Origin of the sequence: Staphylococcus chromogenes, assembly GCF_029024625.1 — a bacterium.
Taxonomy (GTDB): Bacteria; Bacillota; Bacilli; order Staphylococcales; family Staphylococcaceae; genus Staphylococcus; species Staphylococcus chromogenes.
In genome coordinates this window covers 1,203,770-1,223,903 of the sequence record NZ_CP118953.1, presented here as the reverse complement: position 1 = coordinate 1,223,903, position 20,134 = coordinate 1,203,770, and the positions used below count along the sequence as shown (strand labels likewise).

Below are 20,134 nucleotides of genomic sequence, written 5' to 3'. Positions count from 1 at the left end.
TGGTTATCAGAAAAATAATAGACAATGTGTTTAATTAGTAAATCGTAATGACGCAAATTTTTATATTCTTGATGACGAAACTTTTCGTTGCTTACTCTATTTTTACGTGTAGGCAACATTTTTTGTGTTAATATAAACTTAGACTATTGATATAGGAAGTGAAATGCAGATGAAAATTGTTTTTTATGGCGCTGGAAACATGGCTAATGCGATTTTTAAGGGGATAATCAGTTCAAAAATTATTCCAGCAGAAAACATTTATCTCACCAATCGTTCCAATCAACAAATGTTAGAAGATTATCACCGTGAATTGGGCGTGCAATATAGCTACGATGATGAAGTTTTATTGAAAGATGCGGATTATGTTTTTCTTGGTTCAAAACCGCATGATTTTGACCAATTAGCGGAAAGAATTCAAAATCATATTGATGATAAAAATAAATTTATCTCTATTATGGCGGGATTACCTATCAGCTATTTAAGAGAGAAGCTGAATCCGGACAATCCCATTGCACGTATTATGCCGAACACAAATGCACAAGTAGGTCATTCAGTGACAGGTGTTAGTTTTTCACGTAATTTTGGTCCACGTTCTAAAGATGAAGTGTTGTCACTGATAAATGCATTTGGTTCTGCAATTGAAGTTAAAGAAGACCATTTACATCAAGTCACTGCAATTACTGGAAGCGGTCCTGCATTTTTATATCATGTATTTGAAAAGTATGTGAACGCAGGAACTAAGTTGGGTTTGGAAAAATCAGAAGTGGAAGAATCTATTCGTGAACTTATTATTGGTACTGGAAAAATGATTGAGCGTTCAGATTTGAGTTTAGAGCAACTTCGTAAGAATATTACGTCTAAAGGTGGTACCACTCAAGCAGGTTTGAATAAATTATCGGATTATGACATAGAAGGTATTTTTGAAGACTGTTTAAATGCGGCAGTGAATCGAAGTGTCGAGCTTTCAATGCAAGAAGATAATGACTAATCGTCGAGAAATATTTTAAAAGAGTGTCATAATTGCAATGTATTTTCTATGTGTATAATGCATTGCAGTTATGACACTCTCTTAACCTTTAAAAAGTGTAAGCATCGTAATCTTTAACAAACTGGAACGATAAAGATGTTTGTTCTTTAAGTTGTTCTTCAATTTTTCGAATGTCTTCAAGTGTATATCGATTACTTAAATGTGTAAGAAGACCATGCTTCACATGCGCTTGTTCTAACAAAGTTAGCACGTCATCGATATGACTATGATGGTAACTATTTGCACGCGACTTATCTCCTTCTATATATGTAGATTCATGTACAATGACATCGGCATTATGAGCAATTTTAAGTTGATTGTCACATGGTTTAGTATCACCAAAAATACCAACAATGGGTCCTTGTTTTTCAGGCCCTTTAAATGGCGATGCATCAAATATTTGACCGTTAAATTCAAAAGTATCTTGAGTTTTAATTTGTTGATAAATTGGTCCAGGTGGGATGCCTATTGATTGAAGTTGAGCGACATCTAGTTTTCCAGGTGTACTTGGTGCTTCGATTCGATAACCGAAGCAAGGAATGCCGTGATTCAATGGCATCGCTTTTACTTGAAATTGATTAAATGATAAATCAATTTGTTGATTAAGTTCAATAATATGTAAAGGATAATTTAAATGTGAATGTGTTAAAGTCATTGTGTTCTCGATAAAAGCTTTTATACCGACGGGTCCAACGACGGTAAGTGCTTTAGATTCTCCACCTTGAAAAGATCGACTAGATAAAACACCTGGTAACCCAAGCACATGATCCCCATGCATATGTGTGATGAAAATATGACTAACTTTACCTAGTTTTATTGAATGATGTAGAATTTGATGTTGAGTAGCCTCACCGACATCGAACAACCAAATATCTTTGGCATAGGGTTCGAGTGATAAAGCAATGGATTGCGTATGACGTTCTTTTGTCGGCAATCCAGCACTAGTTCCAAAAAACGTGATTTCCATGGCGTGAGCCTCCTTAGCGTTATAGTATCATAAAAATGTCGCTAAGCGGGACAGAATTTATGACAATATCTATATTAAAAATGCAGATTGTATGACCTAAATGAGAGGAATGTTTTATAATAACAAATATGATATAAAATAAGAATTGAGGTTTTGAATCTTGAATAAATCTAAAAAGCAAATTCCAGCATTGATTACCATCTTTGGGGCAACGGGCGATTTAAGTCACCGAAAATTATTCCCTTCCCTATTTCATTTATTCCAACAAGACAACTTAGACGATCGTATCGCAGTTATTGGTATCGGACGTCGTCAGTTGACGAATGATGATTTTAGAGCACAAGTAAAAGCTTCGATTCAAGCCCACGTCCAAGATACGAAACATTTAGATAAATTTATGCAACACATTTTTTATCAACCACACGATGTCAACGATGAAGCAAGTTATGCAGATTTACTGCAATTGAGTGAATCTTTAGATCAAGAGTTTTCACTTGAGGGTAACCGTTTATTTTATCTTGCCATGGCACCTCAATTTTTTGGAACAGTGACAGATTATCTAAAATCTTCAGGCCTTACACATACAAAAGGATTTAAACGTCTCGTGATTGAAAAGCCTTTTGGTAGTGACTTAAAATCAGCCGAAGAGTTAAATCAACAAATCCGTCGTTCATTTAAAGAAGAAGAAATTTTCCGTATCGATCACTATTTAGGTAAAGACATGGTTCAAAATATTGAGGTGTTACGTTTTAGTAATGCCATGTTCGAACCTTTATGGAATAATAAATATATTTCTAATATTCAAGTAACCTCCTCTGAAATTTTAGGGGTTGAAGATCGCGGGGGTTATTATGAATCCAGTGGTGCCTTAAAAGATATGGTACAAAACCATATGTTACAGATGGTTGCTCTACTCGCCATGGAACCTCCAATTAGTTTACACAGTGATGATATACGCTCTGAAAAAGTGAAAGTATTAAAATCTTTACGTATCCTACCTACAGAAGAAGTAAGACATCAATTTGTACGTGGGCAATATGATACTGGCGAAATTGAAGGTCAAAAAGTTAAAGCTTATCGTGATGAAGATAAAGTGGCTTCAGATTCAGTTACGCCTACATTTGTTTCTGGAAAGGTCATGATTGATAACTTTAGATGGGCGGGTATTCCATTTTATATTCGTACAGGAAAACGTATGAAACGTAAATCTATTCAAGTTGTCGTCGAATTTAAGGAAGTCCCAATGAATCTGTACTATGAAAGAGATAAACATTTAGATTCTAATTTACTTGTGATAAATATCCAACCTAATGAAGGTGTATCTATACATTTAAATGGAAAAAAATATGTACAAGGAATTGAAACTGAACCTGTTCAACTGTCATATGCAATGAGTGCTCAAGATAAGATGAACACAGTGGATGCTTATGAAAACTTATTATATGATGCATTGAATGGTGATGCGACGAACTTTACACATTGGGAAGAATTAAAATCAACATGGAAATTTGTGGATTCTATTTCTGAAGCATGGTCAAAATTTGAACCAGAATTCCCTAACTATAAAGCAGGTACCAATGGACCATTAGAGAGTGACTTACTATTAAGTAGAGATGGTTTCAAATGGTGGGACGATATCCAATAATATATAACGAGCCAAGTATTTTTTTGATGATACTTGGCTCTTTTTGATTTATAATATATGATTAAGAAATGCTTTTCGTTAATGCAATTTAGGAGTGACCATTTTGGACGTTATCAAACAAATACAGCAAGCGATTGTTTATATTGAGGATCATTTATACGATACATATGATCTACAAGAGTTAAGTGATTACGTTGAAATGTCACCTTATCACTTATCACAAACATTTTTAATGATTGTTGGACTATCCCCTCACGCTTATTATACTGCTCGACGTTTAACATTAGCAGCACGCGAATTAAAACAGGGTAATACTAGATTAATTGATATTGCTAAGCGCTATCACTATGATGATGTTAATGCGTTTGCACATGATTTTAGTGACTATCACGGGGTTTCACCCTTACAAGTTAAAACCAAATCTGAACAATTGAATATGCAATCGCAAATATATTTAAAGTTGACAACAACGACAAAAGAAGCCCCTGCTTATCGACTTGAAGATGTTGGAGATTTTGCCATGGTGGGATATTCACGATTCATTTCTTCTAATGCACTTGAAAACCCATTTATTGTGCCTGACTTTTTAGATGATTTAAAATCGGATGGCCGTATAGAAGAAATGATAAAGTACAACGATTGTAGTCCACACGAGTTATTCGTAGTGAGATGTCCTCTCGAACAGGGCATGGAAATTTTTGTTGGCGTCCCGAGTGAGCGCATGCCCTCCCATTTAGAGTATCGTTATTTAGACCGAAAGCAATATGCGCTATTTAATCTACAGGGTGAGCTCGACTATGTCGTTTCTGAAGCGTGGCATTATATTGAGACAACGTTACAATTTTCAATTCCTTACGAAAAAAATACGTTATATCTAGAAATTTATCCATTCAACTTTTCTTTTGACGATGCATTAACTAAAATCCAACTCGCTATCCCTTTTGAACAAGAAAACATTTAAAAACCAAGGTTGCTTTAAAAGCCACCTTGGTTTTTTGGGTTCTATACTTCTAACGGTTGATCACTCTATCACTGACCGTGATTTTTAAAATGCACTTCACCAATGGATATTGACGAAGTGCATTTAATTTTATGAGGATTATTCAGTCCATTGTGTATGGAAAACGCCTGATTTATCTTTACGCTCATACGTGTGTGCCCCAAAATAGTCACGTTGAGCTTGAATTAAGTTCGCTGGTAAATCAGCAGTACGATAACTATCAAAATAGTTAATGCTTGCTGCGAATCCTGGTACCGCAATGCCATTTTGTACGCCAGTCGCGACAACTTCACGTAATGCATGTTGGTATTCATTGACAATCTCTTTAAAGTAATCGTCTAATAATAAATTTTCAAGTTTGTTGTTTTTATCATAGGCATCTTTAATTTTTTGGAGGAATTGTGCACGAATAATACAACCTGCTCTCCAAATCATTGCTAATTCGCCTAATTGTAAATTCCAATCATTTTCATCACTTGCTGCTTTCATTTGATCAAAACCTTGTGCATATGAGCAGATTTTACTCATATATAACGCACGACGAATTTGTTCTAAAAATGCGTCTTTGTCCCCTTTAAATGTAGCAGAGGGACCTGTTAAATGTTTAGAGGCATTGACACGTTGATCTTTAATTGAAGAAATAAAGCGAGCAAATACGGATTCGGTAATAATCGTTAATGGTGCGCCTAATTCTAATGCGTTGATAGAAGTCCATTTACCAGTCCCTTTTTGTCCTGCTTTATCCATGATTTTTTCGACAAGTGGTTCTCCTGATTCATCTAATTTCGTGAAGATTTCCCCAGTAATTTCGATGAGATAACTTTCAAGCTCTCCCGTATTCCATGATTTAAACGTTTCAGAAATTTCTTCATGGGACATACCTAGAAGTTGTTTCATCATGAAATAACTTTCAGCAATTAATTGCATATCCGCATATTCAATACCATTATGAACCATCTTAACGTAATGACCTGCTCCATTTGGACCAATATATGTTACACAAGGCGTTCCATCGTCAGCTTTAGCAGCAATGGCCTCAAAAATATGTGAAACTTTATCGTAGGCTTCACGCTGTCCACCTGGCATCATAGAAGGGCCTGTTAATGCGCCTACTTCCCCACCTGAAACTCCAGTACCAATGAAATTAATACCGCTTTGAGCTAATGCTTGATTACGACGCATTGTATCTAAATAATTTGTATTACCACCATCAATTAAGATATCGTCATTATCAAGTAATGGTAAAAGACTTTCAATAGTTTTGTCAGTCGCTGCGCCTGCTTTAACCATAAGTAAAATTTTACGTGGTTTTTCTAAAGAATTTACGAACTCTTCTAAAGAATATGTTGGAACAATATTTTTACCTTCTGATTCTGCGACCATGATGTCTGTTTTTTCGGATGAGCGGTTAAATACTGAAACTGTATAGCCACGAGATTCAATATTCCATGCTAGGTTTTTACCCATTACCGCAAGTCCTACTACACCAATTTGTTGTGTCATTATAATTACCTCTCTTAATCTAAACTCTCTTAATATCAATTACGCACTCATTGTACCACATTCTACAAGTATAAACACTTGAGGGATTTCATTAAGCGCTTTCAATAATTTTTAATAGGTATTTCGTTAAATCGATTAAAGATTTTTGTGAAATTCGTTCATCAGTTGTATGAATAAATTCATAACCGACACCTAAAATTATAGTTGGGATTCCTAGCCCATTGATAATGTTGCCATCAGATCCGCCACCACCTATAGTTGTATTAGCATTAAATCCGAGTGAAAGTGATGCAGATTGTGCGATTTGGTAAACTTTTTCACGCTCATCAATTTTAAATCCAGGATAGGCAATCTCTGATGTAACCTCTGCATGAGATTGAAATTGTTCGGCAGTTTGAATAAAAGTCTCTTTCATATGACGGGTTTGAGCCTCTATTTTTGCTTTATCATGGGAGCGAGCCTCAGCCCAAATATTGACGAGGTCAACCACGACGTTTGTTGGGCCTCCTCCATTAAAAGAACCTATATTGGCGGTAGTTTCTTCATCAATTTGACCTAATTTCATTTGGCTAATGGCCTTTGCAGCAATATTAATTGCGCTTATCCCTTCTTCAGGTGTGCTCGCATGTGCTTTTTTACCTTTAATTTGCGCATGCATTTTCATTTGGTAAGGCGCGCCAATTGTAATGTCGCCTACAGGAACAGAAGCATCAATAGCAAATCCGTAGTCGGCATCTAAAAGTGAAGCGTCTAATGCTTTGGCCCCCACAAGCCCGGATTCTTCACCTACTGTGATTACAAATTGAAGTTGACCATGTGGGAGATTATTTTCTTTTATAAGTGTCAAAACTTCTAAAATCACGGCTAAGCCTGCTTTATCATCTGCACCTAGTACAGTGGTACCATCAGAGTATATATAACCGTCATCTTTAATAATAGGTTGAATATTTTGACCTGGTTCAACGGTATCCATATGAGAGGTGAAATATATTTTATCGTGTCCATCCTCATTCGCTTTTAAAGTACAAATTAGATTGTTAGCACCAAAGTTTGTGAGTGCTTTAGCATTGTCTTCTTTAACCTCTAAACCTAAAGATAAAAATTTATCTTTTAAAATAGGTTGAATTTTTTCTTCGTGACCGGTTTCAGAATCGATTTTCACGAGTTCAATAAATGTTTGTACTAATCGTTCTTGATTAATCATGTTCTCACCTTCCCAAATTCGTATAATTATATTTTAAGGTATTTATAAAACATTTCAAATGCTAAAGTTGTGATTATCTTGTAAAAATAAAGTTGTGGTGCATGAAACACAATGTTATAATTTGCTTTAACTGTATATAAATACAATGAGTCATTTTATGAGTTGGAGGCGTCAATTGTGTTAAACCAAAAGGTAAGAAAAATCTTAGTTATTGTGATGCTTGTTGCTATCATCGTTTCATTGATACTCACAGGTATAGCACCTATTTTAAGTATGTAGTTTAATAAACCCCTTCACGTGATTGAATCAAACGTGAAGGGGTTTATAATTTTATACTTCATGATGCATTTTTAAATTTCCGAATTTTGACTTAATGGTTAAATATTCTTCGGTATCATATAGTATTTGAATCATACTTGAACGTGTATGAAGCGCTTCATGAGTTGTTGGTAAAGGTTCTTGATCAATTTCTAGTCGAACTTGGTATACCAAATATAATCGCTGTGCTGTGTAATTGTTTTCATTAACGTTTTCAGCCATTTCTCTAAAAACTTCTGCTACTCGACTGGAGATAGGATCATCTGCATCGATATGATGAATATGATGATTAATGCGTTTTAAAATTTCAACTTGATCCTCTCGCATATCGAAGTAATGATAATAGCTATTTTCATTACGAACAAAATGATTTTTGACATCTCTAAATGCGATTGATTTTGCTTTTTGAATAGACTGATTAAGTGGATGAAAAGATATTTCTAACTTATTATCATGAGTATCGCAAGCATGACTAAATTGATAAAAAATAGATTTTATTTGTGATTCAATATCATACTTATATTTTTGTAAATCTCTATCTAAGCTTGGCATTATTGCATTCATTAAAAAAGCAATGGACAAGCCAACAATAATGAGTAATATCTCATTGATGACTAGGGATAGATTAATATGTGTGGCATTGAAAAAGTGTAGTAGGATGACTATACTTGTGACCACACCCTCTTGCATATTAATAACAACGGTAAGTGGAATAAATAATAAAACGATTAAACCTAAGACGAGTGCGTGTTGTCCTAAAATCGGAAAAATGAGTGCACCAAAGGCAATGGCAATTAAACAAGAAACAAAACGCGAAACAATAGCATTAACAGAATGTATTTTCGTATCTTTAATACATAATACAACTAAAATGGCACTAGAGGCATAATTATCTAAACCTAAGAGTTTAGCAACAATGACGCCTAGTGCCATACCGACCGCAGTTTTAATCGTTCTAAATCCTATTCTATAGGGATTTAAACGTAACATTTAACGGCTCCTTACTTTTCTTCACAATATTTGTCAAATAAACGTTGTAATTGATTGATGACATCCATTGTATCGTGTCCTTCGATTTGATGACGTTCAATCATTTCTGTGATTTTACCATCTTTCATGAGTGCAAACGAAGGGCTTGAAGGTGCGTAACCTTCAAAGTAATCACGAGCGCGTTGAGTAGCTTCTTTATCTTGACCAGCAAATACAGTTACAAGTCGATCTGGAAGTACATCGTAATGAAGCGCATGTGCTGCAGCTGGACGTGCAATTCCTCCAGCACAACCACAAACGGAATTAATCATCACAAGTGTTGTTCCTTCTTTTGAAAATACACTATTTACTTCTTCTTCAGTAGTGAGTTGTTCATAACCAGCAATATCCATATCTTTACGTGCTTGCTTCACAACATCATTCATATATAAATCAAAGTTTAAATCCATTTGACCAACCTCCTAAGATAGTTTTATTTTACTAGAGGCTTTACATCAATTCAATATATCGATATTAATAAATTTGTGTACTATCAATCGTATAGCGTTCAATACGTGATTTTACTTTGTTTAAAAATTGTCCTGCTTGTAAACCATCAAGAATTCGATGGTCGATGGATAAGCATAGATTTACCATATGACGAATAGCGATCATATCATCAATTACAACTGGTCGCTTCACGATGGATTCAACTTGTAAAATAGCAGCTTGAGGGTGATTAATAATGCCCATAGAGCTTACAGAGCCAAAACTACCTGTATTATTAACAGTAAATGTCCCCCCTTGCATATCCGCATTGGTTAATTGATTTTGACGTGCTTTTTTAGCAAGTGTTGCGATTTCTTTTGCAATACCTTTTATTGATTTTTCGTCGGCATTTTTAATTACAGGGACAAATAGTTTGTCCTCCGCAGCGACAGCTATAGATAAGTTAATATCTTTATGTACATGTATTTCGTTATTTTTCCAAGAACTGTTTAACATTGGAAATTCATGCAACGTTTCTGCAACGGCTTTTACAAAAAACGCAAAAAATGTAAGATTATATCCTTCTTTAGCTTTAAATTGATCTTTATAGTGTTGTCGTGTTTTTACAAGTTCAGTCGCATCAACTTCAATTTTCATCCAGGCATGCGGAATTTCATGAACGCTTTGAACCATTTTTTGCGCAATTTGCTGTCTTACGCCTTTGACTGGAATCATGGAAGTTAATTCATTTGAAGATGAAACTTCATTATCAATGGCTTTTAACGGGGCAACTGATTCTGAATTTTGATGACTTGAGGCCTGTAAGTGTTCTTTCCCTGATTGAATAAAAGCTTCAATATCTTTTTTTGTCACACGCCCTTCAAAACCTGTTCCCGGAACTTCTTCTAAATTAATTTGATGTTGGGACGCAATTTTAAATACCACGGGTGAATAGCGTCCGTTATTTTTAGACCCTTCAGTTGTGTGGGTGTTAAGTGAATGCTGTCCATTTTTTGTAGAAGCATTTTCATTATTGGATTTCTCATTGTCATCAGTGTCTAATGTAGGCGAAGCACCTTCTTCTACCTCCATTTCGCATATTACTGTACCTATTGAAATCGTTTCACCCGTTTCAACATGGATTTTAGTAATTTTACCTGAAAAAGAGGAAGGGACTTCGGCTGTCACTTTATCTGTAATCACTTCACATAATGGATCGTACTCTTCAACAGTATCTCCGACTTGAACTAGCCATTGCTCAATCGTCCCTTCATGAACGCTTTCACCTAATTTCGGCATTTTAATTTCCATAGTAGGCCTCCTTAAAATGTTGCGAGTTCACGCATTTTATTTTTAATTTTTTCAGGATTTATCATAAACTCATCTTCAAGAGGTGGTGCAAATGGCATGGCAGGCACATCAGGGCCAGCTAATCTCATAATAGGCGCATCCAAATCAAACAAACAATGTTCTGCAATGATGGCGGCTACTTCTGACATGATACTACCCTCTTTATTATCCTCAGTGATTAATAAACACTTCCCTGTTTTTTTCGCACGTTCAATGATTGTTTCTTTATCTAATGGATAGACGGTTCTTAAATCTACAACCTCAACATCAAACCCTTCCTCAGCCAATAAATCTGCAGCCTGAAGTGAATAATTCACTGCTAAACCATAAGTGAAAACAGTAATGTCATTTCCTTCACGTTTGACGTCGGCTTTATATAACGGAACTGTATAATACTCTTCTGGCACGTCTTCTTTTAATAAACGGTAGGCTTTTTTATGTTCAAAGAAAAGCACTGGATCATTAGATTGAATAGACGCAAGCAATAATCCCTTTGCATCATATGGCGTAGATGGGATAACGACAGTCAATCCAGGTGTTGAAGCAAAAACACTTTCAATACTCTGAGAATGATACAATGCACCATGAATCCCACCACCAAAAGGCGCACGAATAGTAAGGGGAACTTGCCAATCGTTGTTTGAACGATAGCGCATTTTTGCAGCTTCACTCATAATTTGGTTTGTCGCCGGCAAAATATATTCGGCAAACTGAATTTCTGCTATAGGTCTTTTTCCCATCATTGCCGCACCAATCGCTGAACCTACGATATTTGATTCTGCTAAAGGCGTATCTAAAACACGGTACAAGCCATACTTTTGTTGTAGGCCAGCTGTGACACCAAAAACGCCACCTTTTTTCCCGACATCTTCACCTAAAATAAAGGTTTGATCATCTTTTTCAAGCGCTAAATCCAGTGCATTTTTAATCGCTTCTAAATAAGTTAATTTAGGCATTTTTTTCACCCTCCTGATCATAAACATGAGTATACGTTTCTGAAGGATCAGGATAAGGTGATGCTTCAGCTTGTTTAGTGGCTTCATGTACATGTTGTTTATTTTCTTTCTCTATTTCTTCAAACCAAGCGGTATCTATTTTAACTTCCTCAATTAAATATTTTTTAAATTGAGCGTTACAGTCGTTGCTTTTATCTTCTGTTTTTTCTTCATTTGTGCGATAACGATCATCGTCATCTGATGAATGTGCAGTTAATCTCGTACACATGGCTTCTATTAATGTGCTTCCTTCACCATTCACCCCACGTTCACGTGCTTTTTTCACCGCTTGATATACAGCTATAGGGTCGTTACCATCTACTGTCTCACCAAACATACCATACCCTTTCGCTCGGTCTGACAAGTATTCAGCACCATATTGTAACTCTTTCGAGACTGAGATAGCGTATTTATTATTTTCAATCAGACAAATGAAAGGTAAATCATGAACTCCCGCGAAATTAAGACCTTCATGAAAATCTCCTTGATTCGAACTTCCTTCCCCAAGTGTAACAAATGCGATATTTGATTTACGATCCATTTTAAGCGATAATGCTGCTCCTACCGCATGCAAAATTTGCGTGGCTACTGATGAACCTTGAGACATTATACCTACTTCTTTTTTACTGAAATGAGACGGCATTTGTTTCCCACCTGAACTGATATCATCACGTTTTCCAAAAGCTGAGTACATTGTCTCTAAAGGCGTCATTCCTAAATAAGTCACGAATGCGAGGTCCCTGTAATATGGTGCACTAATATCCCCTTTTTGTAACGCATATGCTGCACCTATTTGTGTGGCTTCTTGGCCTTGACAACTAATCACAAACGGAATTTTTCCAGCACGGTTTAATAACCACATGCGTTCATCTAATTTGCGGCCTAAATCCATGGCTACATAAATATTTTTTAAATCTTCGACTGTGAGATGGGCTTCTCTATAATCTTTCATTGCCTTCTCCTCCTCAAGGTTCCTAAATATGAATGGATTGATTTTCTGATTTTAATCCCAATTCCATTAAAAGTTCTGATATTGACGGATGCGCATGAACCGTACTTCCGAGTTCTATGGCAGACCCATCCATAAATTTTAATAAGCTGAGTTCATTGATAAGTTCAGTGACATGTGGTCCAACGAGAGAAGCACCTAAAAATGTATTTGAGGTTTTCTCAAATACAAGTTCTGCAAAACCTTGGGGTTGATCCAAAGATTCAATTAACGCTTTACCATTCGCTTTAAACGGAGCTTTTACCACAGATGTTTCAATTCCTTTCGCTTTTGCATCTTTCGCTGTCATTCCAATTGAAGCCACTTCTGGTTGTGTATAAATACACCGTGGCATTTGGTGATAATCTATCGCTAAAGGTTGTGCGTTAAACATATGTTCAACTGCAATAATCCCTTCTTTAGCCCCTACATGCGCTAATTGCAATTGCCCAATAACGTCTCCAGCAGCATAAATATGAGCATCAGCCGTTTGCATAAATTCGTTTGTTTGAATTGTTTTACGGTTTGATAATTCAACTTTCATATTATTTAAACCAATATGATCTGTATTCGCTTCACGGCCAACAGCGACTAAGACTTTATCGACAGTTAAAGGCTCATCGAGATTAAATGTAATGCTATCATTTGAACGTTGTATCATTTCTTCTGTGATTGCAGTATTTTCTAAAATGGTAATGCCTTCTTTTGTTAAGTTTTGCTTCATCAAACGGCTCACCTGTTCACTTTCATGTATCAGTATGCGCTCAGAAGCTTCTACTATAGTGACTTTTACGCCCAGAACGTTTAAGAGATGTGCAAACTCTAACCCAATAACACCCCCTCCGATAATCAGTATACTTTCAGGTGAGTTTGTGAGTTTCATCATATCATCACTATTTAAAACCGTATGATGATCAAAGGGTAACATAGGAAGTTCTATAGGGTGTGACCCTGTAGCAATAAGAACATAATCATTTGGCAATAACTCTGATTCTCCCGATGCGTATTCTACAGATACTGTGCCGCTTTGAGGGGAAAAGATAGATGCCCCTAATAAGCAGCCTTTACCATTAAATACATCAATTTTATTTTGCATTATTAAATGCTCAACGCCTTGATGCATTTGATGAACGATTTTATCTTTCCGCTTAAGTATAGATTCAAAATGGAAAGTAGGTTCATTTACTTCAATACCGTATTGACTAGCTTGTTGTATATAATGATATATTTCTGCAGATTTTAAAAATGATTTTGTAGGGATACATCCACGGTGTAAGCAAGTGCCTCCTAGTTTTTCTTCTTCCACAAGTGCTACTGTTTTTCCGAGTTGACTCGCTCGGATGGCGGCAGAATAGCCAGCGATACCTCCGCCTAATACAACTAGATCATATTTTTCTTTTGTCATTTATGATTCTCCTAACTATACCTATTTATAGGAATGATACCATTTAAAGCATGCTGCGCATTTTCAGCGAGGGCTTGCATTTCAAATTCTCCTGGATAAACACTGATTGAGGCAATCCACTCTATGTAGGGTCTTAACAATTGAATAAACGTATTACTATAGCTCATACCACCAGTAAAGATGATTTGGTCTACATTTCCTTGTAATAAAGTGGCCCGCTCACCAATTGTCTTTGCAATTTGAATGGCAAACGTATCTATGATTAATTTTATTTTAGGATTGGCCTCATAATTTGCCATTATCCATTTAAAATCTGTCGATCCAGTATACATTTGTAATCCTGAATTTGAAGCAAAACGTTTTTTCATCTCGTTATTGCTCAATTGATAGTTTTTTTGATAATCGATGAGCGCATCATTCGGTAGAGTTCCCGAACGATTTAAAGCCATAGGGCCTTCTCCATAAAGTGCTTCATTCACATCAATGACTTTTCCATTTTTATGGGCCGCGACGCTGACACCCCCACCCATATGTATCACAATTAAATTTAATTGTTCATAGTTTTTGTGTATTTCTTCTGCGTATTTTTTAGCAACCGCTTTTTGGTTGAGTGCATGAAAGATACTTTTTCTTTGAATTTCAGGAAAACCTGTGAATCTAACTTCAGGAATGAGTTCATCAACGACGACAGGATCTGAAATAAAGACAGGAAGGTGAAACTGTTCGCCTATTTCATAACCAAGGACTGCACTTAAATTTGAGGCATGGACGCCATATTTAAATGTCTTTAAATCTTTGTATATTTCCTCATTAACTTTGTATGTTCCACCGGGGATAGGTTTGAGTAAACCACCCCTACATGCTATAGCATCAATGGTTGACATGGATATTTCATTTTGTGATAACCATTGCATCATAGCTTCACGTCTAGGTTTTTTTTGATCCATTATATTTAAAATTGTTATTTCAGAATCATGAACGATATTCGTACCCACAACTTCGGTATCGTCTTCGTAAAGGGCAAGTTTACTTGACGTACTTCCTAAATTAAAAACAAGTATGCGGCTCATAAAATCCTCTCTTTCTAAAGTTATTTTCAAAGATGTTTGAGATTCGAACCTTACATTATGATAAAGCTTTTAAAGCGAGCAAAACTGAATTGACTTTATTTGAGAAAGAGTCTGCGCGTGAAGTCAAAATGATTGGATAAGGTGCCCCAATAATCAAGCTTGCCACTCGTGCACGACCAAAATATGTGAGTGATTTATATAATACATTGCCTACATCAATTTGTGGGACGATTAAGGCATCGGCATCTCCAGCTACTGGTGAATCAATACCTTTTAATATTGCACTTTGTTTGTTAATTGCGTTGTCAAATGCTAATGGACCTTCCACTTGAATCTCATCATTTTCCCTAGAGAATATTTGTTTAAGTTCCACTGCTTGAGTTGAAGATGGGATTTTGGAACTAGCTGTCTCCACTGAAGACAACATGGCGACCTTTAATTTTTGGTAACCTAGTTGTGTGGCAAAGTGCTTAATGTTCTTTATTATTTTTTGATGTTCTTCTACTGTAGGTTGCACATTTAAGGCAACATCTGATATAAATAACAGTTTATGATAGTCAGGTATCTCACAACACGCAAGGTGATTCATGAAAAAAGGAATTTTCATAGTTTGGTTTAAATGTTTTAAAACCGCTGATAATAATTCCGCAGTTGAAATCAAACCTTTCATCAGTATGTCTATACGCTGATTATCCAAGTCTTGCAAACATTGCGCAATTGCCTCATGCACACTATCAAACGTATGAATATGAATGCGTTCTAACAGTGCGGCAGGCATTTCATAGGAGCGAATCAGTTCGGAAACATCTTGATGATTATAAAGTGAAAATGATGCATTGGTTTGAGTTAATATCTCTCGTATAACTTGAATTGACGATTCGTTAATGGCATTAATCATCGCAATATGTCCTGTGAAGTTCTGTTTATGTTGAAATAACAAGTTAAAATCCAACTGGCTACACCTCTTTAATGTTGATTTTGTTCAATCATTTCCTTGGCATTTTGTAAAGTCAATTTTGTAACTGTCGCTCCTGAGATCATCCGTGCCACCTCTTGAACGCGTTCCTCTCCACTGAGTTCTTGAACTTGTGTTGTCGTACGATCATCTTTTTCATGTTTTGAAATATACAAGTGATGATCGCTCATTGATGCAACTTGAGGTAAATGCGAAATACAGATGACTTGTATAACGGACGCGATTTGTTTCATTTTTTCAGCCATTTTTTGTGCCGCTTGACCTGAAACGCCGGAATCGACTTCATCAAATAAAATAGCAGTTTGACCTCGGGCATTTACGAAAATACTTTTTAAAGCTAACATAATTCGTGAAAGTTCCCCTCCACTCGCAATTTTATTTAAACTTTTGAGTGGTTCTCCTTTATTTGGGCTAATTAAAAATTCAACCCGTTCTAAACCATCTTGTTGTGGTGCATCATAGCGGGTAAAAGCGATTTCTAAGTTTGCGTCTTTCATTTGTAGGTTTTGAATTTCTTCTACAATGTGGTCACGCAATGTGCGCGCAACAATACGCCGTTCTTTAGATAAGACTTCGCCATCTTTTTGAAGTTGTTGTTTGAGGTCACTAATTTCACTTCTTAATTGGGATGTGCTTTCTTCATAGTTCTCTATTTTATTGATTTCGTCTTCAATTTTGTCTGTATATTTAATAAGCTCCGGAATATCTTTTCCATATTTACGTTTTAAATTATTAAGAAGATTCATTCTTGATTCTAATTCGTTCAAATATTGTTCATCAAAATCTGTTTGATTTATTTCATCATAGATTTGATGTTTTGCATCTTCTAATGTGTAATAAAACTGATCTACATCTTCTTTTAATTTTTGGTAAGTTTCGGGCAAAATTTGATCAATAATTTGTAATTGGCTATTTAATTCATATAGTCGATCGGTAATCGCATGTTCGTCAGTTAAAGTAGCATAGGCCGCATTTAGTGCATGACTCAAATTTTCAGAGTTCTGAATTCGTTTAATATCGATTTCAAGTTGCTCTATTTCTCCTTCTTGTAGGTGCGCTTCTTTAAGCTCATCATGCTGAAATTTCATTAAGTCTAAACGCTGTAACAGAGCTTGATCGGCTGATTCTAATTCTTCAAGTTCTTTTACTTTTTCTTTATGTTGTGAATAAGTATTTTCGTAGTTATCAAGTGCTTGTTGATAGCGACCTTCTGCATAACGGTCTAATAACTCTATATGATATTTTTGCTTTAATAAGGATTGTGTTTCATGTTGACCGTGAATGTCAAGCAATTGTTGCATCACTTTTCTTAAGTCCTGGAGCGTGACTGTTGTGTTATTGATACGGCACATACTTTTTCCAGAATTGAAAATTTCGCGTTTGACAATGAGAAAGTCTTCGGATAAATCAATTCCAATTTGTTCTAAAACAATATGGGCTTCTTTTGCATGGTCGATATCAAAAATGCCTTCAATTATCGCCTTTTTTTCTCCGTGTCTTACAAAATCTGATGAAGCACGCATCCCAATTAATTGACCTATTGCATCGATGATGATAGATTTACCAGCTCCTGTTTCACCACTTAAAACGGTTAAACCTTCACCAAATTGAATTTCAAGTTCGTCAATAATTGCAAATTGTTTAATGGATAGACTTTGTAACATAGCATCGCTTCCTTATAACATATTAAAAATACGTGTTTTAATTTCATCAGCGTCCTGTGATGTACGGCAAATAATCAGACACGTATCATCGCCACAAATCGTTCCAAGAACTTCATCCCAGTCGATTTGATCTAAGATAGCTCCAATAGATTGGGCGTTTCCTGGTAAGGTTTTTAAGACTAACAAATTATCTGTGCCATCAATTTTCACAAAAGAATCCATGAGATAACGGCCTAATTTTTCTAATGGATGATAGCGTCGATCATTAGGTAAACTGTACACATATTGACCTGTTGGCGCGGGTACTTTTATGAGTTGAAGCTCTTTAATATCCCTAGAAACTGTGGCTTGTGTGACATTCATTTCATAATCATTTAAGCGCTTGACTAATTCATCTTGTGTTTCAATTTGTTCATTAGAAATAATTTCTCTGATTTTTATATGTCTAACAGATTTTTTAGGCATAATAGACACCTCGTAACGAATATTTATACATTGATTTTACCATACAATCATTTAATAACCTAGTTAGGACCTATTTCCTAAAGAGCAATAACCTATTCATTTATTGTATAAAAATGTTGCCAATTCACTATAAATGATACAAATAAAGTAAAAAACCCTTCAAAGTAACTTGTTTTTTTACTTTGAAGGGAAGATATTTTTTTATTGTGAATTAGATTTTTTACGGTCGACCAACTTTTTTGCTTCTTGCGCGATAGGTTTTGCGGTTAAATTCAAATCTTCTAAAATTTGATCAACATTTCCATGTTCAATGTATTCATCTTCAATACCAATACGCTTTATTAAATTCGTATAGCCATGTTCCATGAAAAATGTTGCAATTTGACTACCTAACCCGCCATTGAGCATTCCTTCTTCAGCTATAAGCACGGGTTGATTTGAACGACCCACTTCATGTAATTTTTTGATATCCATAGGTTTAATGAAGCGCGCATTCAGAACGGTTGCAGAGATATCCTCTTTCGTTAACAATTCAGCAGCTTCAATAATTGTATGAACAGTAGGTCCGTAACTAATCAAAGTGACATCTTGGCCAGTGGATAACTGTTCCCAAGTCCCTAATTCAATTAAGCTTTTTTTCTTATTTAAAGGGACACCATAACCGTTACCTCTTGGGTAGCGGATAGCAAAGGGACCTTGTGAATGTTGCATTGCAGTGTAAACTAAATCGCGTGCCTCATTTTCATCTTTAGGCATAGTTACCGTCATATTAGGAAATTGAGTTAAAAATCCCACATCAAATACCCCTTGATGCGTTTCACCGTCAGCCCCCACTAATCCTGAACGGTCAATGCCAAATATAACGTTAAGTTTTTGACGATCCACATCGTGAAGGACTTGATCATACGCCCGTTGTAAAAATGTTGAATAGATAGCAACATAAGGTCTGAATCCTTCTACTGCTAATCCAGCAGCCATCGTTACTGCATGTTGTTCAGCAATCCCAACATCAAAAAATTGCTCCGGAAGCTCAGATTGGAATTTTGTAAGTTTAGAACCGACAGGCATCGCGGGTGTAATTGCGACAACACGCTTATCTTGTTTAGCATAAGATAGAATTTCATCACTCATAAATTGACTCCAAGAAGGACCCGTTGGTTGGCCTTTAATTTGTTCGCCGGTTTCTAATTTGTAAGGTCCTAATCCATGCCATGTCCCGATTTTATCATTTTCAGCAGGTTGATAACCTTTTCCTTTTTTGGTCACCACATGTATGAGCACAGGTTTATTGATAGAATCTGCAGTTTGAAGGGCATTTTCAAGTTCTTCGTAATTGTGACCATCTACTGGTCCAATGTATCGAATACCAAGTTCTTCAAAAAAGGCACCGTCTACAACAAGATATTTTAAACTATCTTTTATACGATCAGCAGATTCACGGATTCTGCTTCCTCCGGGTAGACGACTTAATACTGTTTCAGCATCAAGTTTGAGCTTGTTATAACCTTGATTCATCCGAATACGACCTAACATATTATGCATCGCGCCAACATTTGGTGCGATACTCATTTCATTATCGTTTAAGATAATAGTCATATTTGTGCGGTCATGACCGATATTGTTAAGTGCTTCCAATGCCATACCACCTGTAAGCGCGCCATCTCCTATAACAGGTATCACATGGTGATTTTGATTCATGATATCACGCGCTTTTGCCATACCCATGGCAGCAGAAAGCGAAGTGGAACTATGTCCCGCTTCCCACACATCGTGTTCTGACTCTCTGAGTTTCGGAAAACCACAGAGTCCTTTATATTGACGTAAAGTGTCGAATTGATGTCCTCTACCAGTTAAAATTTTATGTATATAACTTTGATGTCCTACATCCCAAAGAATTTTATCTTGTGGGCTATTATAATGCTTGTGAAGTGCAATGGTTAGCTCAACGACGCCAAGGTTAGCACCAATGTGCCCCCCTGTTTTTGAGCATGTTTGTATTAGGAATTGCCGTATATCTTCACTTAAAGCTTCTAATTCTTTCACACTCAAATTTTTTAAAAATGAGGGATCTTTAATTTCACGTACATCCATTTTTATCA

At 36.0% G+C, this 20,134-nt stretch carries 18 protein-coding genes; 4 read left to right on the top strand and 14 right to left on the bottom strand.

Going from position 1 to position 20,134, the window contains the following annotated elements; genetic code table 11:
• The first annotated feature begins 169 nt into the window (after window positions 1-169).
• Window positions 170-988 (top strand): pyrroline-5-carboxylate reductase, encoded by an 819-nt coding sequence (gene proC, locus PYW36_RS06015; RefSeq protein WP_037573829.1) that lies wholly within the window; start codon window positions 170-172, stop codon window positions 986-988.
• Window positions 989-1,076: 88 nt separating this feature from the next.
• Here proC and rnz read toward each other — a convergent pair whose 3' ends face one another.
• Window positions 1,077-1,994 carry a ribonuclease Z gene (rnz, locus tag PYW36_RS06010; protein ID WP_037573830.1) on the bottom strand — a complete coding sequence of 306 codons (918 nt, stop codon included), beginning with the start codon at window positions 1,992-1,994 and terminating at the stop codon, window positions 1,077-1,079.
• A gap of 160 nt (window positions 1,995-2,154) precedes the next feature.
• Between rnz and zwf the strand changes: the two genes are divergently transcribed.
• Both zwf and PYW36_RS06000 read left to right on the top strand, forming a co-directional pair.
• Window positions 2,155-3,639 carry a glucose-6-phosphate dehydrogenase gene (zwf, locus tag PYW36_RS06005; RefSeq protein WP_037573831.1) on the top strand — a complete coding sequence of 495 codons (1,485 nt, stop codon included), beginning with the start codon at window positions 2,155-2,157 and terminating at the stop codon, window positions 3,637-3,639.
• 103 nt (window positions 3,640-3,742) lie between these two features.
• On the top strand, window positions 3,743-4,600 hold the full coding sequence (locus PYW36_RS06000) for an AraC family transcriptional regulator (protein WP_037573832.1): 858 nt from the start codon (window positions 3,743-3,745) through the stop codon (window positions 4,598-4,600).
• Window positions 4,601-4,738: 138 nt separating this feature from the next.
• Here the strand turns inward: PYW36_RS06000 and gndA are convergent, their stop codons facing one another.
• Together gndA and PYW36_RS05990 are read right to left on the bottom strand one after the other, a co-directional pair.
• Complete coding sequence (gndA, locus tag PYW36_RS05995; RefSeq protein WP_037573834.1) at window positions 4,739-6,142, bottom strand: NADP-dependent phosphogluconate dehydrogenase; 1,404 nt, start codon at window positions 6,140-6,142, stop codon at window positions 4,739-4,741.
• A gap of 91 nt (window positions 6,143-6,233) precedes the next feature.
• Window positions 6,234-7,346 carry a tripeptidase T gene (locus PYW36_RS05990; protein ID WP_103159086.1) on the bottom strand — a complete coding sequence of 371 codons (1,113 nt, stop codon included), beginning with the start codon at window positions 7,344-7,346 and terminating at the stop codon, window positions 6,234-6,236.
• 177 nt (window positions 7,347-7,523) lie between these two features.
• Between PYW36_RS05990 and prli42 the strand changes: the two genes are divergently transcribed.
• Window positions 7,524-7,625, top strand: a complete 102-nt coding sequence (gene prli42, locus PYW36_RS05985) for a stressosome-associated protein Prli42 (RefSeq protein ID WP_150130324.1) — start codon at window positions 7,524-7,526, stop codon at window positions 7,623-7,625.
• A 51-nt stretch (window positions 7,626-7,676) separates the two neighbouring features.
• On the opposite strand, the gene PYW36_RS05980 is transcribed toward prli42, so the two are convergent.
• The 11 genes from PYW36_RS05980 to dxs form a co-directional block, all read right to left on the bottom strand.
• On the bottom strand, window positions 7,677-8,654 hold the full coding sequence (locus tag PYW36_RS05980; protein ID WP_103159087.1) for an aromatic acid exporter family protein: 978 nt from the start codon (window positions 8,652-8,654) through the stop codon (window positions 7,677-7,679).
• 11 nt (window positions 8,655-8,665) lie between these two features.
• Entirely contained in the window at window positions 8,666-9,103 is a 438-nt protein-coding gene (brxB, locus tag PYW36_RS05975) for a bacilliredoxin BrxB (protein ID WP_037573840.1), read from the bottom strand.
• Window positions 9,104-9,167: 64 nt separating this feature from the next.
• On the bottom strand, window positions 9,168-10,433 hold the full coding sequence (locus PYW36_RS05970) for a dihydrolipoamide acetyltransferase family protein (RefSeq protein ID WP_103159088.1): 1,266 nt from the start codon (window positions 10,431-10,433) through the stop codon (window positions 9,168-9,170).
• Between the two features lie 11 nt (window positions 10,434-10,444).
• Window positions 10,445-11,428, bottom strand: a complete 984-nt coding sequence (locus tag PYW36_RS05965; RefSeq protein ID WP_037573844.1) for an alpha-ketoacid dehydrogenase subunit beta — start codon at window positions 11,426-11,428, stop codon at window positions 10,445-10,447.
• The gene (locus PYW36_RS05960; RefSeq protein ID WP_037573846.1) at window positions 11,421-12,419 is read right to left on the bottom strand and encodes a thiamine pyrophosphate-dependent dehydrogenase E1 component subunit alpha; all 999 of its coding nucleotides are present in this window, start codon (window positions 12,417-12,419) and stop codon (window positions 11,421-11,423) included. The genes PYW36_RS05965 and PYW36_RS05960 overlap by 8 nt, the downstream gene beginning before the upstream one ends.
• Before the next feature lie 22 nt (window positions 12,420-12,441).
• A complete protein-coding gene (lpdA, locus tag PYW36_RS05955) occupies window positions 12,442-13,860 on the bottom strand; it encodes a dihydrolipoyl dehydrogenase (RefSeq protein WP_103159089.1) in 1,419 nt (472 codons plus the stop codon).
• A gap of 11 nt (window positions 13,861-13,871) precedes the next feature.
• Window positions 13,872-14,930 carry a butyrate kinase gene (gene buk / locus PYW36_RS05950; protein WP_103159090.1) on the bottom strand — a complete coding sequence of 353 codons (1,059 nt, stop codon included), beginning with the start codon at window positions 14,928-14,930 and terminating at the stop codon, window positions 13,872-13,874.
• A 55-nt stretch (window positions 14,931-14,985) separates the two neighbouring features.
• Window positions 14,986-15,882 (bottom strand): phosphate acyltransferase, encoded by an 897-nt coding sequence (locus PYW36_RS05945; RefSeq protein ID WP_422784794.1) that lies wholly within the window; start codon window positions 15,880-15,882, stop codon window positions 14,986-14,988.
• Between the two features lie 14 nt (window positions 15,883-15,896).
• Window positions 15,897-17,570 carry a DNA repair protein RecN gene (gene recN / locus PYW36_RS05940; protein WP_103159091.1) on the bottom strand — a complete coding sequence of 558 codons (1,674 nt, stop codon included), beginning with the start codon at window positions 17,568-17,570 and terminating at the stop codon, window positions 15,897-15,899.
• Window positions 17,571-17,582: 12 nt separating this feature from the next.
• A complete protein-coding gene (ahrC, locus tag PYW36_RS05935) occupies window positions 17,583-18,035 on the bottom strand; it encodes a transcriptional regulator AhrC/ArgR (protein WP_037573850.1) in 453 nt (150 codons plus the stop codon).
• Between the two features lie 201 nt (window positions 18,036-18,236).
• Window positions 18,237-20,126, bottom strand: a complete 1,890-nt coding sequence (gene dxs, locus PYW36_RS05930; protein WP_037573851.1) for a 1-deoxy-D-xylulose-5-phosphate synthase — start codon at window positions 20,124-20,126, stop codon at window positions 18,237-18,239.
• Window positions 20,127-20,134: the final 8 nt, after the last annotated feature.

What these genes read in the sequence shown, in the direction of transcription:
- proC (WP_037573829.1), top strand. Translation starts at nt 170, where the DNA reads ATGAAAATTGTTTTTTATGGCGCTGGAAACATGGCTAATGCGATTTTT.
- rnz (WP_037573830.1), bottom strand. Translation starts at nt 1,994, where the DNA reads ATGGAAATCACGTTTTTTGGAACTAGTGCTGGATTGCCGACAAAAGAA.
- gndA (WP_037573834.1), bottom strand. Translation starts at nt 6,142, where the DNA reads ATGACACAACAAATTGGTGTAGTAGGACTTGCGGTAATGGGTAAAAAC.
- PYW36_RS05990 (WP_103159086.1), bottom strand. Translation starts at nt 7,346, where the DNA reads ATGATTAATCAAGAACGATTAGTACAAACATTTATTGAACTCGTGAAA.
- PYW36_RS05980 (WP_103159087.1), bottom strand. Translation starts at nt 8,654, where the DNA reads ATGTTACGTTTAAATCCCTATAGAATAGGATTTAGAACGATTAAAACT.
- brxB (WP_037573840.1), bottom strand. Translation starts at nt 9,103, where the DNA reads ATGGATTTAAACTTTGATTTATATATGAATGATGTTGTGAAGCAAGCA.
- PYW36_RS05970 (WP_103159088.1), bottom strand. Translation starts at nt 10,433, where the DNA reads ATGGAAATTAAAATGCCGAAATTAGGTGAAAGCGTTCATGAAGGGACG.
- PYW36_RS05965 (WP_037573844.1), bottom strand. Translation starts at nt 11,428, where the DNA reads ATGCCTAAATTAACTTATTTAGAAGCGATTAAAAATGCACTGGATTTA.
- PYW36_RS05960 (WP_037573846.1), bottom strand. Translation starts at nt 12,419, where the DNA reads ATGAAAGATTATAGAGAAGCCCATCTCACAGTCGAAGATTTAAAAAAT.
- lpdA (WP_103159089.1), bottom strand. Translation starts at nt 13,860, where the DNA reads ATGACAAAAGAAAAATATGATCTAGTTGTATTAGGCGGAGGTATCGCT.
- buk (WP_103159090.1), bottom strand. Translation starts at nt 14,930, where the DNA reads ATGAGCCGCATACTTGTTTTTAATTTAGGAAGTACGTCAAGTAAACTT.
- recN (WP_103159091.1), bottom strand. Translation starts at nt 17,570, where the DNA reads ATGTTACAAAGTCTATCCATTAAACAATTTGCAATTATTGACGAACTT.
- ahrC (WP_037573850.1), bottom strand. Translation starts at nt 18,035, where the DNA reads ATGCCTAAAAAATCTGTTAGACATATAAAAATCAGAGAAATTATTTCT.
- dxs (WP_037573851.1), bottom strand. Translation starts at nt 20,126, where the DNA reads ATGGATGTACGTGAAATTAAAGATCCCTCATTTTTAAAAAATTTGAGT.